Origin of the sequence: Streptomyces sp. NPDC088387, from assembly GCF_044753385.1 — a bacterium.
Classification (GTDB): Bacteria; Actinomycetota; Actinomycetes; order Streptomycetales; family Streptomycetaceae; genus Streptomyces.
On sequence record NZ_JBIVNC010000001.1, the window covers coordinates 1,022,329 to 1,039,827 of the forward strand.

Annotated in this window: 10 protein-coding genes and 1 pseudogene; 4 read left to right on the forward strand and 7 right to left on the reverse strand. The window is 71.3% G+C overall.

The genetic code is table 11. The features are described from left to right. From ACIQAC_RS04610 to ACIQAC_RS04620, 3 genes are all read right to left on the reverse strand, one after another. Window positions 1-6,972, reverse strand: coding sequence for a hypothetical protein (locus tag ACIQAC_RS04610; RefSeq protein WP_402186888.1), 6,972 nt, complete (start codon window positions 6,970-6,972; stop codon window positions 1-3). A 190-nt stretch (window positions 6,973-7,162) separates the two neighbouring features. Beyond that, window positions 7,163-7,627, reverse strand: coding sequence for an HD domain-containing protein (locus tag ACIQAC_RS04615; RefSeq protein ID WP_402186889.1), 465 nt, complete (start codon window positions 7,625-7,627; stop codon window positions 7,163-7,165). 12 nt (window positions 7,628-7,639) lie between these two features. Beyond that, entirely contained in the window at window positions 7,640-8,824 is a 1,185-nt protein-coding gene (locus tag ACIQAC_RS04620) for a PP2C family protein-serine/threonine phosphatase (RefSeq protein ID WP_402186890.1), read from the reverse strand. 162 nt (window positions 8,825-8,986) lie between these two features. Here ACIQAC_RS04620 and ACIQAC_RS04625 point away from each other — a divergent pair, with 162 nt between their 5' ends. After that, the gene (locus tag ACIQAC_RS04625) at window positions 8,987-10,258 is read left to right on the forward strand and encodes a GNAT family N-acetyltransferase (RefSeq protein ID WP_402186892.1); all 1,272 of its coding nucleotides are present in this window, start codon (window positions 8,987-8,989) and stop codon (window positions 10,256-10,258) included. A gap of 28 nt (window positions 10,259-10,286) precedes the next feature. On the opposite strand, the gene ACIQAC_RS04630 is transcribed toward ACIQAC_RS04625, so the two are convergent. Further along, window positions 10,287-11,096 (reverse strand): Fpg/Nei family DNA glycosylase, encoded by an 810-nt coding sequence (locus ACIQAC_RS04630; protein ID WP_402186893.1) that lies wholly within the window; start codon window positions 11,094-11,096, stop codon window positions 10,287-10,289. 229 nt (window positions 11,097-11,325) lie between these two features. Next, on the reverse strand, window positions 11,326-11,811 hold the full coding sequence (locus ACIQAC_RS04635; protein ID WP_402186895.1) for a ribose-5-phosphate isomerase: 486 nt from the start codon (window positions 11,809-11,811) through the stop codon (window positions 11,326-11,328). Between the two features lie 219 nt (window positions 11,812-12,030). Here ACIQAC_RS04635 and ACIQAC_RS04640 point away from each other — a divergent pair, with 219 nt between their 5' ends. Beyond that, complete coding sequence (locus ACIQAC_RS04640; RefSeq protein WP_402186897.1) at window positions 12,031-13,509, forward strand: amino acid permease; 1,479 nt, start codon at window positions 12,031-12,033, stop codon at window positions 13,507-13,509. On the opposite strand, the gene ACIQAC_RS04645 is transcribed toward ACIQAC_RS04640, so the two are convergent. Next, complete coding sequence (locus tag ACIQAC_RS04645) at window positions 13,496-15,085, reverse strand: protein kinase (protein WP_402186898.1); 1,590 nt, start codon at window positions 15,083-15,085, stop codon at window positions 13,496-13,498. The genes ACIQAC_RS04640 and ACIQAC_RS04645 overlap by 14 nt on opposite strands. Before the next feature lie 192 nt (window positions 15,086-15,277). Here ACIQAC_RS04645 and ACIQAC_RS04650 point away from each other — a divergent pair, with 192 nt between their 5' ends. After that, a complete protein-coding gene (locus ACIQAC_RS04650; RefSeq protein ID WP_402186899.1) occupies window positions 15,278-15,976 on the forward strand; it encodes an LPXTG cell wall anchor domain-containing protein in 699 nt (232 codons plus the stop codon). 340 nt (window positions 15,977-16,316) lie between these two features. On the opposite strand, the gene ACIQAC_RS04655 is transcribed toward ACIQAC_RS04650, so the two are convergent. Further along, window positions 16,317-16,898: a biotin transporter BioY gene (locus tag ACIQAC_RS04655; RefSeq protein WP_402186901.1), complete on the reverse strand. Its 582-nt coding sequence runs from the start codon at window positions 16,896-16,898 to the stop codon at window positions 16,317-16,319. Window positions 16,899-17,337: 439 nt separating this feature from the next. Between ACIQAC_RS04655 and ACIQAC_RS04660 the strand changes: the two are divergent. Continuing rightward, a pseudogene (locus ACIQAC_RS04660) lies at window positions 17,338-17,499 on the forward strand (superoxide dismutase); the annotation flags it as partial.

Genomic DNA, 17,499 nt, shown 5'->3' on the forward strand with positions numbered 1-17,499 from the left:
CTAGGGCGTGTGGGCGGCGGGTGCGGGTGCGGGTGCGGGTGCAGGTGGCGTCGGCGGCGTCTCCGTGGTGCGGAAGACGAGGTCGCCCACGACCCAGCGGACGCCCTTCGGACCGCGTACCTCGATCACGGCGATCGCGGTGACACGGTGGCCGATCAGCCCCGTGCCGTCGGCGCCCTCGCTGGTGGTGCCGAAACGCACCACCTCCCGGCGCTGGTTGGTGACGAGCGAGCCCTGACCCACCGACGTGGTGCCGCCCAGCACCGGGACGGAGGGGCCGCCCCGGTTCTCCGCGTCGGCGTCCAGCCCGGAGCCGCCGAAGGCCGTCGAGAGGGTCGTCGTCATGTCGCTCTGGCTGATGAACCCGTCCGTCGAGATCTCCATACGGTCGAGGGCGACGTCCCGGCTGGTGGCCTCCGGCCGGGGTGAGCGCAGGGTGACCCGCACCGAGGTGCCGCTGCCGCCCTCGTGGCCCAGGAACGCGGCGAGCTGCGCGGGCTTCAGGAGGGTCGGCCGGTCGGAGGCGACGAGTTCCCGGAGCCGCAGCAGGACTCCGTCCCTCGGGCGGGTCGTCTCCGGTTGGCGCCCGGCCGACCCGGGGTCCACCGCGCGCAGTGCCTGGGCCAGTTGGGGCAGCGCGCCGAAGGAGTAGAGCTGGATCGGCCGGGTGGGCAGCCAGGGTGGTCCGTCGAGCAGGGTGCGGGTGGTCGCGGGTACGGGGTCGGGTTCCACCTGGACCACCACCGCGTCCCGCGGCGCCTCGGGACGTACGGCCGGGTCGAAGTCGTAGACCGCCGGTGCGGTCGGTTCGACCGGCGCCGGCTGCCCGGCGGGGTCGGGTGCCGACCCTTCGAGGGGTGCCTCGGCGCCCTCGAAGCGCAGGCTCACCACGGCCGCCTCGGTACGCACCGTCCGGCCGACCGGACGCGGCAGATGGGTGAGCGCCGGGCCGGCCAGGGCGAGCAGGTGTGTCGCCTCTCCCGCCCACACCAGCCCTTGCAGGCCGGCTCCGACGAGCCGCACCAGCAGCGACTCGTTCAGCGGCCGGGACGTCACGGTCACGGTGAACTCGTACGACACGTCCTTGAAGTCGACGCTCTGGAAGGTCCGCTTCCAGTGCCGGAGTTCGCGGGCGGAGGTCTGGGCGCGGGTGGTGGACCAGCTGCCGGACAGGCCCAGCCGGGGGCGGCCCTGGTTGCCGCGTACCTGCCCCAACGGTTCGAACTCCAGGCCGTGTCCGGTGGTACGGGTGGTGCCGACCCGGGTGGCGCCGGGCACGGAGAGGGCGCCGCCGTCGCCGTGGGAACGGGCGAACAGGTTGTACACGGCGGAGTTGGACTCCGCGCTCCGGCCGCGCAGCCCGCGCAGTTCGTCGGCGTCGGGTACCGGCCGGGCGCCGAGCGTGACCTCGACGAGGCGGGGGCCGAGCCAGGAGCGGTGGACGAAGTGGAAGGCGGTGTGGCCGCCCGGCCCGGCGTCGGGCAGGCTGCGCAGGCCCACGGTGGAGGTGTGCTCGTTGATCCGCGTGAGCACGTTGCGCAGATAGGTGGCGTGTCCGGGGAACGTCGATCCGGGGGCGTGGGTCTCGACCGCCGCGCGGACCGTGTTGTGGAAGGCGTTGCGCCCGTTGCGCAGACGGACCTCGGTGACCGTCCCCGAGGACAGCACACCGCCGCTGTCGACGTACCAGGACGGCAGCATCCGGTCGGCCGGCGTCGCCGGCACGGGCTCGGGGAAGTCGCCGATCTCCCGCAGGTCGGGGTGGTTGCGCAGGTCGTTGTCGACGAGCAGGAACTCCAGACCGTCGGGCACCTCGACGACCCGGGTGCGTTCCAGGTGGAGGCCGGGGTGGAAGGTGCCTGCCAGGATGTTGTTCAGGCCCTTGCGTACGGTGACGACGTAGACGGCCTTCGCGACCAGCCGGTGGACGGTCCCGCCCTCGTCGACCGTGGCCCGGAACGCCCGGGTGTCGTCGTTGACCCTGGTGCTCCTCGCCGTTGTGTTGGTGTAGCGGTACGTGCCCGCCGGGTCGAAGGAACGGGCCGTGTCCCCGGCCTGGCCGGCCAGCACCCCCGCGATCCGGTGGCCGGCCGTCGTGGTCTCGTCGGTCGTCGAGAAGTCCGTGGCCTGGAGCCAGCGTTCGATGTCCATCTTCGGCGGCTGGGGCAGGAGTTGTACGTCGGTCACATAGCCGCGTATCTCCACGGTCACGTCACTGCCCGCCAGCGCGCCGGACGTGCCGCCGCCCTCGATCACATAGCCGTCGCGGAAGATGCGCACGCCCTCGACCGACAGGTGGTGGGGCGACAGGGCCATACGGTGCACCTGTTCCGTCGCCGAGTCGGCCTGGGCGTCGGGCTCCCCCACGGCGATCCGCTTCACGAACCGCCAGGTGCCGGCCACACCGGTCGACTCGGCCACCCAGCGCACGGCCGTCGTGGCCGCCCATCCGGCGACGGTGACCGCGGTGCCGAAGGCGGCGGTACGGGAGGGGGTGGTGGGGGCGGGAGTGACGGGCGCGGTAGTGGTGGGCGCGGTAGTGGTGGGCGCGGGTTCCTCAGCGAGAGGGGTTCGGGGGACGTCCAGGCCGCCCGGCATCGGGGGTGCCTGTTCGGCGGCCTCCTCCAGGGCCGCGGTCTCCCGCTCCAGCCCTTCGAGGATGTTGTGGACCGTCCTCTTGAGCTCACTGCTGCCCTCGACCCGGTCCAGCCACGCCGTCTCCGGCAGCAGCAGCACGTCGTCGTGGAAGGTGTGTCCGGCGCCCGGCAGGGCCAGCCGCGTGTCGTCGAGCTGCTGGTGGTCGCGGACCACCACGGGCGCGGGGCGTGTGGCCTCCGCCCTGTCGGTGAGCGTGCGGTGGGTCGGTACGGCCAGCCGGATCCGGCCCCGCTCCGTCCAGGGCGCCGGGTCCGGGGACGTGCGGTGGCTGAAGGCGAGGGTCATCCGGTACGTGACCGGGACACCGAAGATCTGCACACCCTCGGCGGTCGGGCTCTGCGCGTAGTACTCCTGCCCGGTGCCGGACCCGTACCCCCGCACCTTGGCGGTGCCCCGGCTGTAGGTGTACTCGGCGCCTGCCCGGTTGAGCCGGCTGCCGTCCGTGCTGTCGAAGGGGTTGGTGACCGCGCCGTTCACACCGGCGTTCCAGGCGAGGGGGGTCGAGCTGAACTGTTCCTCGCCGCTGTGGACCGAGCCGTAGATGTTCAGTGTGTGCACGTCGGGCAGGGACCGTTCGTGCTCGACGCCCTCGTGCGGATCGTCGTCGCCGCCGGGGTAGTGGCGCTCGGCGACCAGGGTGAGTGTGGCCCGCCGCATACCCGTGGTGGTGGGCAGGTCGAAGGTGACGTTGGCCCCGCCCTCGACCATCTCGTCGAGTTCCGAGCGCAGCCCCAGCCGCAGCCGGGCCTGGTCCAGTTTCCGTATGTTGTCCAGCCGGGCGCTGCGTATCGATGTGCGCGCGGCGGTGTCCGACAGCCGGCTGCCTTCGGTCGTGGACGGCAGGAAGCCGCGGCCACGCAGCTCGGTCTCGGCCCGGTCGAACAGCGGAAGGGCGCCTTCCGCCTGCAACGGCGTGGTGGACATCCCCAGCGAGGTGAGGTCCAGCAGATGGGGCGGGAGATAGCGGGCCCGTGTCGGCGTCTCGCCGAGTACGTCCTCCGAGGGGACCTTCATGGTCACCCGGTAGCGCCGGCCCGCCCCGGCCAGGGGTGTCCGGTCCGCGGGGGCCACCGGGGGGCCGGACGGGCGGACCAGGGCGACCCGGAGCGTGGTCTCCGGTGTGACCTGGAGCAGCGGTTTCGAGGTACGCAGCGAGTGCATCATGCGGGCGCTGCCGCCCGCGCTCAGGGTGTGGACGAACGTGTGCTGTGCGCCTGCCTGGACGGTGAGCGCGCCGCCCCGGCCGGGCAGACCGGTCCGCTCGTCCGGGGTGCCGCCGAAGCCGAACGCGAGCCCGGGGACGGGCAGATTGACGCCGAGGGAGTTGGTCACGGACGACGTGCCCTGCACGCGCAGGGATCGCAGGACGTAGTTCGACACCGCGACGTCCTGGGAGACCGGTCCGGTGCTCACGTCGCCGCCGTGCAGGTCCATACCGACCCTGAGGTAGCCGATCTCGGCGCCGGAGGACGTGTACAGGGTCGGCGAGGGCAGTGAACCGCCCCACATCAGGGGCAGGTTGGCACGCAGGTTGCCCTCGGAGAAGAACTCCCGCAGCTCGTGCAGCGAATCGGCGGACAGCCCACGCAGGGGGGTGCGGAACGACGCCATGACGTCGGCGAACATCTTGTCGTGGTCGGCGAGGCCCAGCGGGCCGTAGAGCGGTACCTCGTCCAGCAGCCGGGCGACCGGAGTGGGCCGGGTGGTGGGGTCGGCGGGGTCCACGACGGGAGTCGGCGCCTCGGCGTCCGCCAGGTGCTGCGGGAACCACGCCACCAGCCTGTCCGGCGTGGGCCGGGCCAGACCCTGCCAGCCACCCGTCGGCAGCCGCCCGGTGGCGAGTCCCGCGGTCGGGTCGCCGGGCCGCACCTCCCAGTCCATCGTGTAGGAGAAGGGGAAGGTACGTTCGCCGCTGCGCACCACCACGATCGGCTGGACGAGCCGGCCCATGGTGACCACGCTGTTCGCCTGGTTGTGGACCATATTGAGCTGCGGGCCGAGGGCCAGTTGCCGCAGGGCGCCGCGGTCGACGTCGAAGGTGTGCGAGTACGCCACCGATCCCGGACGCAGTCCGCCCTCGCCGACCGTGTCGTTGGTCTCCGCGATGCCGAACGCCCAGCGCTGCACCGCCACCGGCGGGCCGCCGTCGGACAGGGGCTCCATCCCGCTGTCGGCCCTGCCCGGATCGGAGAGGGCCAGCCGCAGCGACACCGGATACGACACGTTCCCGTGCGGCACCCGCAGGGGCAGCCCGGACTCGCTGAGCAGCCGGGCCCACTCCGCGCTCAGCAGGCGGCCCGTCAGGACCCTGCGCACCTCGGCGCGGAACGCGTCGTCCCGGCGCCCTGCCCCCTCCACCACGCCGATCACGCGCTCGTGCAGCCACTCCACGGTCCGCTGCGGCACGGGGTCGATGTGCACCAGGTCCAGCGGCATACCGCGCTGCCCGCCGAACTGCCGCACGGAGGTGCTGAGTTCGGCGGGGTCGCGCTGGATCGGCGCGGTCGGGGGGTCGTAGGGGGCGGTGGGGGGCGGCGGCTCTGCCGGGGGCGTGTCGGGGGTGGTGTTGTCCGCGAGGGGGTCGTGACCGGTGAGTTCGGCGAGGACGCGATCGGACACCGTGGTGCGTGGAAGGTCGGATGAACTCGACGGGGGGCCGGACGAGCGGGAGGGGCCGACCGTCCGACGGGGCTCGGACGGGCCGGCCTCCGATTCCGCCGTGCCGGGCGGTGGCTGGAGCGTGCCGCCGCGCATCACCAGCCGGTCGCCGAGACCGGCCACGCGCCCGGCGATATGGAACGCCTGCTGCCTGAGCGGGGCTTGGGACTGGTGCGGCAGCAACTGGTCGTAGTGCCAAGGCACTTCGTCTCGCTCGATACGCAGATCCGGTCGGCCGAACCGGACAAGCTCCGTGTTCACGGCGTGGGCCAGCTCGGACTCCGTGCCGGGGTCCATGACCGTGGGTGTGGGTGTGGGTGTGGTGACCTCAAGAGGTAGGGGGTTGGCGAAGAGTTTGCTGGTGTCGGCCATCAGGCCTTTGACGAGGTCGCCGTTCCAGTGGCCGAAGCTTTCCAGTCCGCCACTGAGCCGGCCGCCGACGATGCCGGAGACGAAGGTGCCGGACGTGGTCTGGAACTTCTTCGTGGTGAACAGGTTGTAGGCCACCTCCGAAACTGTCTGGTGAATGCCCTCCGCGAGCCCCAGGCCGGTGAACATCGCGAACTTGTGGCCCCAGTCCGGCCGCAGCACCCGCCCCACACCCGTCGACAACGCGGTACGGATGTGGTCGCCGACATCGGACGGCAGCCCCCGCAGCACCGTGTTCAGCAGGTCGGGGAGGTTCTTCGCGGTCAGGTTGGTCGCGAGGGTGTCGGCCCACTCCCGGCCCAGCGTCCGCGCAGCGCCCGGGTCCAGCACGCCGTCGAAGCCCCGCACGAACGCGCGGCCCATCCCGTCGCGGAAACCGTCCCGCTCCAGCGTCGCCACATACGAGCCGACCCCGTCCGCGACCTCACGGGCGAACGTCCGCCCCTGCGACGACACCGGGCCCGGCCCCGACCCCTGACCCGGCATTACGAGCTGTTCGTCCAGGACCCCGAACACGTCCTCCGCGACATTGCGTGTGAACAGCTTCCCCAGCCCACTCGCGATCGCCGAAGCCGCCGGCACCACCAACGGCGCCAGCACCCCCTGCACCGCACCGAACGCCGCCGACTGCCGCAGATACTGATCCCCGAACCTGGTGTACTTCCCCTCGTTCTCCAGCGCCCACCGGGCGAGGAGATCCATCGCCGAGCTGATCGAGACGTTCATGAACACATGCATCCCGAGCGCCGTGAGGAACCGGAACAGGGTGCTGGACAGCAGCAGCCGGTACAGCGCCCGCAGGAACACCTGCTTCACCAGCGCCGCGAGCGGGTTGTAGATCGCCAGAATCAGCGTCATCGCCCACTCGAACACAAACGTCACCAGCTGACCAATGATCATCCGGATCGTGTACAGCGCCTGATACGCCGTCTCCCGCGAGTAATCGGCCAGTTGGCGCGCCGCCTGCTTCAACCGCTCCAGCACGTCAGCGCCCGACCCGGACGCCAGTGCCAGAACCGCCCGACGGAACTCCTCGCTCCACTCACCCGTCGCGTTCGTAGAAACGGTCTGCGCGACCTGTACCACCAGCTGCTGGAACTCGCCCAGCCACCTCTCCAACTCCTCGTGCGGCAGCTGCATACGCCGGTAGATGTCCTCGGGCCGCACCTCCGGCCACGACTCACCCGTCAGCGCAACAAACAGACCGTTCAGAGAATCCGAGGGCATGCACAGGGAGTCTCAACACCGTTGACACCTGCCACTACGTGATCGGCGCGGATTTACAGGAAGTTAGCCGCGCCGAAAATCGGCTTCGAGCAAATGCCACAAGCCACGCGTATCGAAGGGCCGCGACGCGTCGAGCGGAAACGACGGCGGGCCGAGCCCGAAACCCGCCGGCCCGGTCCCCAACACGCCCCTAGGAGCCGGCGGCGAGACCGAGCAGGGCGCGCATGCGGGCGTACTTCTCGGTGAGGCGGGTGCGGGTGGCTTCGTCGAGGACCGCGAGGCGGGCCGGGTCGGCGTTGTGCGCCAGGTCCGACTGTTTGACCAGGAGGGCGCCGGGGGTGGCGAGGATGCGGGCGGCGTACGACTCGGGCGGCTCGGCCGGTTGCTTGGTGAGGGCGAGGACGATGTCCTTCGTACGGCGGGTCAGCGCGGCCCCGTCCAACTCGGCCTCGGAGAGCGCGTGGTCCTCGACCGCGTCGTGCAGCCAGGCGGCGGCGATCTGCGCGGGGTCGCCGCCCCGGCGCCGTACACCCTCCGCGACCGCCTGGAGGTGTTCGGCGTACGGGCGTCCGGCCTTGTCGGTCTGGCCCTCGTGGGCGGTGCGGGCGAGCGCCTCGACCTCGGACAGGGTGAGCAGGGGTTCGGGAGTAGTCACGCGCGCAGTGTCTCAGCGGGCCGGGGCCGCCTGGGCGGTCGGGCCCTCGCGGCTGATGAGCAGCAGCGCGCGGTCGTCGTTGACGTCCTTGGCGACCGCCTCGATGAGATGCCAGGCGGCGCCCTGGAAGCCGCCGGCGACATAGCGGTCGGCCTCGCCGGTGAGGCGGTCTATGCCCTCGACGATGTCGCGGTCGGACGTCTCCACCAGTCCGTCCGTGAACAGCATCAACACGTCCCCCGGCCGCAGCGAGCCCTTCACGGAGTCGAACTGCGCGCCCTCGTACACACCGAGCAGCGGGCCGTCGGCGGCCTTCTCCTCCCAGCGTCCGCTGCCCGCGCTCAGCTGTAGGCCCGGCGGATGGCCCGCGTTGTACAGCTCGTAGTCCCCCGAATCCAGGTCGAGGACGAGATGGATCGAGGTGGCGAAGCCCTCGTCCCAGTCCTGGCGGAGCAGATAGCCGTTCGCGGCCGGGAGGAAGGCGTGCGGCGGCAGGGAGCCGAGCAGGCCGCCGAAGGCCCCGGAGAGCAGCAGGGCGCGGGAGCCGGCGTCCATGCCCTTGCCGGAGACGTCGGTGAGGACGACCTCCAGGGTGCGGCCGCCGTTCGTCCGGGCCGCGACCACGAAGTCGCCGGAGAAGGACTGGCCGCCGGCCGGGCGCAGCGCCATCTCGCGGTGCCAGCCGACCGGGAGCTTGGGCAGCCGGCTCTGGGTGCGGATACGTTCGCGCAGGTCGAAGAGCATGGTGCCGCCGCGCCGCCAGGGCACGCCGACCCGGCTGCGGAACTGGGCGATCAGCAGCCCGAAGAACCCGCAGGCGGCCACCACGAGCACCACACCGGGGGTGACCCGGGAGGGGCCCTCGGTGTACGGGCCGAGCTGGACGGACTCGACGATGAGCGCGGTCGCCGCCGCCGCGTAGAGCCCGAGGAGGCTGGCGGGGCGCAGCAGCAGGCCGCCGGCGACGATCGGCAGCACCAGGGCGGCCGGTGAACACCACACCGAGTTGGCGAGCGTGATCGCCGTGATGAGGGGAACGGTGAGCAGCAGGCCCGCGAGCGCGATCCAGTCGGAACCGTCCCCGCGGAAGTAGTCGACAGCGCTTCTGCGCAGGCCGACGCGAGCCCGGTGCCACTGCATCCTCAACCGGGCCGGGAAGGTCTCGGCCTCCGCGCGCCGCTCTCGTCCTGCTGCCATTAGTTCGGGACCCTACCCATCGGACCGGCCACTCGGCACGGGAGGTCCCACTTGTCCCCCGTCCGAGGCTCGACTTCACAGTGAACTTCACGGGAAGGCGTCCCGTCCCCGCCCGGCGGAAATTCCCTGGCTCGTCCCGCAATGCGCTGGTAGGCATGGTTCATGGCGACTGATGTGACGGATCAAGTGAACGGCCCGGCGAGCCTGGCACATCTGCGGGTGTTGCGCGCGGAGGAGTGGGACCGGTGGTACGACACCCTGGTTCGCGCCTTCGGCGGAGTCCCGGAGGCCGCCGAAGAGCGGGAGTTGTGGCACGGGCTCACCGAGGTCGAGCAGTCCATCGGCGCCTGGGACGGCGACCGGTGTGTGGGTACGGCCGGGGCGTTCAGCTTCCGGATGACCGTGCCGGGCGGTGCTTCGGTGCGGGCGGCGGGCGTGACCATGGTGACGGTGGCGGCGACGCACCGGCGGCGTGGCCTGCTGACGGCGATGATGGCGCGGCAGCTGGCGGACGTACGGTCCTGGGGCTGGCCCCTGGCCGTGCTGACCGCGTCGGAACCCGCCATCTACGGGCGGTTCGGATACGGCGTCGCGACGTACGGGATGAGCGTGGAGGTCGACACGGACCGGGTGCGCCTGCTGGTGCCGCCGGGGACGGATGACGTACGGCTGCGGTACGCGGAGCCCGCCGAGGTGCTCGACGTGTGCGAGGCGGTGTACGCGCGCCGGGTGCCGGAGCGGGCCGGCATGGTGGCGCGGGGGCCCGGCTGGGAGCGGCTCATGGTGCTCGACCCGGAGAGCGAGCGGGGCGGTGCTTCGCCGGTCCAGTGTGTGGTCGCGGAGCGGGCGGGCGAGATCGTGGGGTACGCGCGGTTCCGGGTCAAACCGGACTCGGACGTGCACGGCGCGAAGGGCACGGTCGAGGCGCGGGACGTCGAGGCGCTGGATCCGGCGGCGTACGCGGCGCTGTGGCGGTTCCTGTTCGACATCGACCTGACCTCGCGGCTCGTCGCGCGCGGGCGGCCGGTGGACGATCCGCTGCTGCGCCTGGTGTCGGACGTACGGCGGTGCGCGCCGCGGGTGCGGGACGCGCTGCACGCGCGGCTGGTGGACGTCGGGGCGGCGCTGGAGGCGCGGACGTATCAGGCGCCGGTGGATGTGGTGCTGGACGTCGAGGACGCCTTCTGCCCCTGGAACAGCGGGCGTTGGCGGCTCAGCGGCGACCCGAAGGGCGCGTCCTGCGAGCGTACGACCGACTCGGCCGATCTCGCCCTGTCCGTACGGGAGTTGGGGACGGCGTATCTCGGCGGTGTGACGCTGGCGTCGCTGGCCGGGGCCGGGCTGGTGCGGGAGGTGCGCAGCGGGGCGCTGGCGGAGGCGTCCGCGGGGTTCGGGACGGGTGGGCTCGCGCCCTGGCTGCCGCACGGGTTCTGAGGGTTCGCGGGGAGGTTCCCGGGCGGCTTCAGGGGCGTTGGCAGCTCGGGCACCAGAAGAGGTTGCGCGCGGCGAGGCCGGCGGTGCGGATGTCCGTACCGCACAGGTGGCAGGGCATGTTCGCCCTGCGGTAGACGTAGACCTCGCCGCCGTGGTCGTCGACGCGCGGCGGGCGGCCCATCGCCTCCGGGGTGTGCTCGGGGCGGACCGTGTCGATGCGGTTGTTGCGCACGCCCTCGCGCATCAGGGCGACCAGGTCGGCCCAGATCGCGTCCCACTCGGCGCGGGCGATGTCGCGGCCCGTGCGGTACGGGTCGATGCCGTGCCGGAAGAGGACCTCGGCGCGGTACACGTTGCCGACGCCGGCGATGACCTTCTGGTCCATCAGCAGTGCGGCGATCGTCGTACGACTGCGGGAGATCCGCCGGTACGCGCTGTCCGGGTCGGCGTCCCGGCGCAGCGGGTCCGGGCCCAGGCGGTCCTGTACGGCCTGCTTCTCGGCGTCGGTGATCAGGGCGCAGGTCGTGGGGCCCCGGAGGTCGACGTACGCGGTGTCGTTGGCCAGGCGCAGGCGGACGGTGTCCGTGGGGGGCGGTGCGGGGGCGGCGCCGAAGGTGACCTTGCCGAAGAGGCCCAGGTGGATGTGGATCCAGTCGGCGTCCCGGAAGCCCAGGAAGAGGTGTTTGCCGTGGGCGTCCGCCGAGTGGAGGACCTCTCCGTCGAGGAGGGCGGCGGCGTCGGTGAACTTGCCCTGGGGGCTGGTCACCGTGGCCCTCCGGGCGGCGAAGTGTGTGCCGTAGTCCTCGGCGAGGCGGTGGATGGTGTGCCCTTCCGGCACCGGTGCGCTCCTCTGTGACCTGCGTGTCTGTCGCCGTCCCGGGGCTTCGCCCCGGACCCCGGCCTCTCCCACCCACCCACCCGTCTCGGTGGGGACAGCAGGACCGTCACGGGGCTCTGCCCCGGACCCCGTAGCCCGGACCCCGGACCCCGGACCCCGTAGCCCGGACCCCGTAGCCTGGGCCCCCAGGCCCGGACCCCGTCGCCCGGACCCCCGGCGTGGCCCTGCGCTACTGCTGCGGATGATGCGCCGGAATCGCCGGCAGCTCCCCGTTCGTCTCGTACGCCGACAGCATGTCGATCCGGCGCTGGTGGCGTTCGTCGCCCGAGAACGGGGTGTTGAGGAACGTCTCGACGAACTTCGTCGCCTCGTCCTGCGTGTGCATCCGGGCGCCGACCGCGACGACGTTGGCGTTGTTGTGCTGGCGGCCCAGCTGGGCCGTCTCCTCGCTCCAGGCGAGGGCTGCGCGCACGCCCTTGACCTTGTTCGCGGCGATCTGCTCGCCGTTGCCGGAGCCGCCGATCACGATGCCGAGGGCGTCCGGGTCGGCCGCGGCGCGCTCGGCGGCGCGCAGGCAGAAGGGCGGGTAGTCGTCCTGAGCGTCGTAGATGTGCGGCCCGCAGTCCACGGGCTCGTGGCCCGCCGACTTGAGCCACTCGACGAGGTGGTTCTTGAGTTCGAAGCCCGCATGGTCGGAGCCGAGATACACGCGCATGGGATGAGTGTGACATGCCCGAAACCGAGCAGCAGCGCAGGGGGCGCCGACCGAAAACTGTGACTCACACTACAGAACCTCAGGAAAACCTCAAGTAACGATCTGGATTCAAAGGTTCACGAATCTCGTTACCTCAGATTCACTGGACCGGCTTGCGCGGCGCCCCCTCTTCGCCGCTCTGCCGAACCGCTCCCCACGGCGCAAAGGAACTCCCTCTTTATGACTTCGCAGCCGACCCTGACGAAGGCCGGATCCGGCCCCGGAGACAACCGCGACCCCGGCAACGGTCTCCACGCAGGTCTCAAGAACCGCCATCTCTCGATGATCGCCATCGGCGGTGTCATCGGCGCCGGACTCTTCGTCGGGTCCAGCTCCGGTATCGCCACCGCCGGCCCCGGCATCCTGCTCTCGTACGCCCTCGTCGGCACGCTCGTGGTGCTGGTGATGCGGATGCTCGGCGAGATGTCCGCCGCCAACCCGACCTCCGGGTCGTTCTCCGCACACGCCGACCGGGCGCTCGGCCGCTGGGCCGGGTTCTCCATCGGCTGGCTCTACTGGTTCTTCTGGGTCGTGGTGCTCGCCGTGGAGGCGACCGCCGGTGCCGCCATCCTGGAGGGCTGGATCCCGGCCGTACCGCAGTGGGCGTGGGCGCTGATCGTGATGGTGGTGCTCACCGGCACCAACCTGATCTCCGTCGGCTCCTACGGCGAGTTCGAGTTCTGGTTCGCCGGCATCAAGGTCGTCGCCATCGCCGCCTTCATCGTGATCGGCGGGCTGGCCGTCTTCGGTGTGCTGCCGGGTGCCGACAGCGACAAGGCCGGGCTCTCCAACCTCACCGAGCACGGCGGGTTCCTGCCCAACGGGCCCGGCGCGATCCTCACCGGCGTCCTGCTCGTCGTCTTCTCCTTCATGGGCAGCGAGATCGCCACCCTGGCCGCCGGTGAGTCCGAGGACCCGCAGCGCGCGGTCACCAAATCCACCAACAGCATCATCTGGCGCATCGGCGTCTTCTACCTCGGCTCGATCTTCGTTGTGGTGGCGCTGCTGCCGTGGAACGACCCCGCGATCAAGGAGGACGGCTCCTACGTGGCCGCCCTCGACTCCCTCGGGATCGCGAACGCCGGCCAGATCATGAACTTCATCGTGCTGACGTCGGTGCTGTCCTGTCTCAACTCCGGCCTCTACACGGCCTCCCGGATGGCCTTCTCGCTGGGCCGCCGCGGTGACGCGCCGAAGTCCTTCGCCCGCACCACCGGCCGGGGTGTGCCGCGTACCGCGATCCTCGTCTCCGTGGTCTTCGGGTTCGTGGCGGTCTTCTTCAACTACAAGTTCCCGGACTCCGTCTTCCTCTTCCTGGTCAACTCCTCCGGTGCCGTCGCGCTGTTCGTGTGGCTGGTGATCTGCTTCTCCCAGCTGCGGATGCGGAAGATCATCGAGCGGGAGTCGCCGGAGAAGCTCGTGGTGCGGATGTGGCTGTACCCGTATCTGACCTGGGCGGCCGCGGGCCTGATCGTCTTCGTCCTCGGCTACATGCTGACCGACACCGAGCACGACGGACGGACGACCGTGCTGCTGTCGCTGCTGGTCGCGGCCGGCGTCATCGCCGTCGCCGTGGTGCGGCAGCGGCTCGGCCTCGGACAGGGCCATGTCGAGAGCAAGGACGCGGAGCCGGACTCGGAGTCCGTCACAGCACCGTGAAGCTCTCCTTCACGTCCTCGTAGACATCGAGCGCCTGGGGTTCGACGTCCGGCTGGTACCACGTGTTCACCTGGTACGACGTGCCGTCCGCGTTGAACCCCAGGAGCTGTGCGTGCCAGGGCACACCCTCCAGCGTGAACGTGTACTCCCAGACCACCGCCGGATAGTCGCGGAACGTGGTCTCCTCCAGGCGGATCTTCCGGTAGTCCCGCCCCTGGTGGGCGTTCTGCTCCGACTGCTGCCAGGTCTCCATCAGATCGCCGCGCGCGAGCGAGGACTTGGCGGCCAGCTCCTGGGTGCCGTCGGGTGCGGTGTAGTGCACCTCCGCGCCGGTCTTCACGTCCCTTCGCCAGCCCTCCGGCGTACGCCACGCGTATCCGCCCGCCTCCGCGTGCGCCCCCGGCGGCAGGCTGGGCGGCCGCGAGGTGCCCTCGACCGTGGGTGAGGGGCTGCTCGTGGAGGTGGAGGTGGAGGTGGAGGTGGCGGGGGCTTCTGGGGACCGGGCCGCGGGTTTGCCGTCGTCCGGGTCGCCGGCGGTCGCGAGGACCGTGCCGAGGATCGCTCCGGCCAGGACGACACCGGTCGCGGAGAGCAGCGCCGTACGGCGGCGGCGGGTGCCGTGCCCGGACGGGCGGGGCGGCGGCACGGGCGGGCCCGGGAGTTCGCCGCCCCGCGGGCGTTCCAGGGGGTCCGGGCGGCGTTCCGTCTCGGCCGCCGAGCGGTCCAGGGAGACACCGGGGCGGGCGGGGGCGGTCGGGCGCGGGGCCGGTGAGACCGGTGAGGGCTGTGGCGCGGGTGAGAGCACGGTGGGTTGCGGCGGCGCCGGGTGGGCCACCTCGCGCAGTACCGCTGCCAGGTCCGTCAGGGTGGCGCGGACCGACGGCTCCTTCTCCAGCACGTTCGCCAGGACCGGTCGCAACGGGCCCGCCGCGGCGGGGAGTTCGGGCTGCTCGTAGAGGACCGCGTGCAGGGTCGCCAGGGTGGTGTCGCGGGTGAACGGGGAGCGGCCGGCGAGCGCGGCGGAGAGGGTCGCGCCGAGCGACCAGACGTCCGAGGGCGGGCCCTGCGGGCGGCCGGAGACCCGCTCGGGCGCCATGTAGTCGGGCGAGCCGACGAGCATGCCGACCATGGTGAGCGCCTTGGCGTCCTGGATCGCCGCGATACCGAAGTCGGTGAGGACGACGCGGTGGCCGCCGCGGTTCTCCACGAGTACGTTGCCGGGCTTGATGTCCCGGTGCAGCACACCGCCCGCGTGCACCTCGCGCAGCGCCTCGGCCAGGCCCAGACCGATCCGGGCCGCCTCCCGTGGGCCGAGGGGGCCGTCCTCGGCCATGATCTGCTCCAGCGAGCGGCCGGCGACCAACTCCATGACGATCCACAGGCGTTCGCCCGCGTCCACGACGTCGTAGACCCGGACGACGTTGGGGTGGTCGATACGGGCCGTGGCGCGGGCCTCGCGCAGGGTGCGTTCGCGGCGGGTGCGGGCGTCCTCGGCGTCCAGTCCGTCGATACGCATTTCCTTTACGGCGACCTGGCGGTCGAGCATTTCGTCGGCGGCGCGCCACACCCGCCCCATTCCCCCCTGCCCAATACTTTCGCCCAGTCGATAACGACCGGCCACCAGCAGCCCTGGAACACCGCCAGTTCGCATGATTCCCCCCGACTGAAACACAATGGCCACACTTCGGGCGACCCCAGCATAGTGCGGAGAAATCTTGTGGTAGCTCTTCAAGTACTGCGAATTCAGGCGCAGGCAAGGGGGACGAACATGAGTTCACGTCGTATCACGACCGTCGCCGGAATGGTGGGGGCGCTGGTCGTGCTGCTGGCCACCGCGGCCGGCGCGGAGGATCAGGGGCCGGCAAGCAGCAAGGGGGGAAAGGCCGTTGACGAAGCGCCTTCCGGTGTCGAACTGACGACCACACTGCCCGAGAAGATCTCTGTCGAGAACAGCTCGGAAGAAACGGCGATCACCGCCACGGTGAAGAATGACGGGAGTGAAGGGAGTGGGGAAATCCGGCTTCTGGTCGTCGGATTCGACGGGCTCACGGTGAATGACGTGCCCGGGTGTTCCGCGATCGCGGAGGGGGATCTGCCGGAGGGGGCGAACAGCGGGTTCGCTTGCGCGATCGAGGGGCTGGCCGCGGGGGCGGTGGAGTCTTACGACGTGTCCGCGAGCTTTGATCTCGGGAAGACCGGGAAGATCTGTCTGCCGGTGCAGAGTGGGGACGGGGGGAAGACGTACTGGCAGCAGGGGCCTGTGCCGTTCGGCACGTCGAATCCGTCGCCGTCGGCGCCGGCCACGCCGTTGCTGTTGGGCACGGACAACCAGCCGGTGGGGCCCGGTGGGGAGGAGCTGCCCCGGACGGGGGTGTCTTCTGGTGCGCTGGGCGCGGCGGGCCTGTCCCTGATGGCAATCGGCGCGGCCGGCTATTGGTGGTCTTCTCGCCGCCGGATTGTCGACTGACGGTACGACGGGGGGGTGCGGGCGCACTGCGCCTAGTTCGCGCAGTTCCCCGCGCCCCCTAAAAAACGCGCAGTTCCCCGCGCCCCCGAGCAAGTGCGGCGCCATCGTGGCTGCTCGCGCAGTTCCCCGCGCCCCTGGGCTCGCGGCGGAGCCGCTCGATTCGAGGTCGGATCAGCCACACACATCAGGGGCGCGGGGAACTGCGCGATCTTTTCGGCCGCGAGCAACTCCGGAGCCTTCAGGAACATGGGGAGCTGTGCTGCTTTTTTTGGGGGCGCGGGGAACTGCGCGGTTTTTGAGGGGCGCGGGGAACTGCGCTGTCAGCCGCGGCGGGGGCGCGTCAGTGGTTGTTCGTCAGTTTCCAGGTCGTGGGGAGGATTCCCATGGCGAGGGCTGCCTTGAGGGCGTCGCCCAGGAGGAACGGGGTGAGGCCGGCGGCAATCGCGGCCGTCGCCGACATACCCGTGGCGACGGCGAGGTACGGCACGCCAACCGCGTAGATGATCGCCGACCCCAGCACCATGGTCCCGGCAGTGCGCAGAACGCTGCGGTCCGCCCCCCGCCGGGCCAGCGCGCCCACCACCGTCGCCGCGAGGATCATGCCCAGCACGTACCCGAAGGACGGCGCGCCAGCGCCATGGCCGCCCTGGGCGAACCACGGAACGCCCGCCATACCGACCAGCGCGTACAGCGCGAGCGAGAGGAAACCGCGGCCGGCGCCGAGGCTCGTGCCGACCAGCAGGGCGGCGAAGGTCTGACCGGTCACCGGGACCGGCGAACCGGGCACCGGCACCGCGATCTGGGCGGCGAGCCCGGTGAGCGCGGCGCCGCCGGCCACGAGCGCGATGTCGCGGACGCGGGAGGCGGGGAGGAGGTCGGCGAGGACCTGGCCCGGACGGGCGACGGTGGCGGCGGTGCTCATGGGGACTCCGCTGGGTGAGGGCAGTTCGGGACACGGTGACGCTATCCCAGGCGTATCGCGCCGATCACCGTCAGCGCCCGACAAAGGGGGTACCGACGGCTTGGTGGGCTCCGTACAAAGAGTGGGGGTTACACCTGCTGGAGCGTGATACAGATCACCGAGGTGGGGCACTTGGCGGCCGCGTACGCGAACTGTGGGGTCTCTCCAAGTCCGACCCAGATGAACGGTGGACGTCCCCGGGGCCGGGCAGCCAATGAACGTGGTGGTGCCGGTCGCCCTGCTCAGGCCGACCGGTTCGCCGCCCGGACGCAGGCGAGGGCCGTGTCGCGTGCCCGGACACACCCGGCGGCGGATTCACCTGCCCGGACACACATGTCCACTCTCTTGCTGCTAGCGTGCACTTGCAAGGCTTGTGCAATAAAAGGTCGGAGGGGACCTCATGCCCGTCTACACGCTGCCTGAACTGCCGTACGACTACTCCGCGCTCGCGCCCGTGATCAGCCCCGAGATCATCGAGCTGCATCACGACAAGCACCACGCGGCCTATGTGAAGGGTGCGAACGACACCCTGGAGCAGCTCGCGGAGGCGCGGGACAAGGAG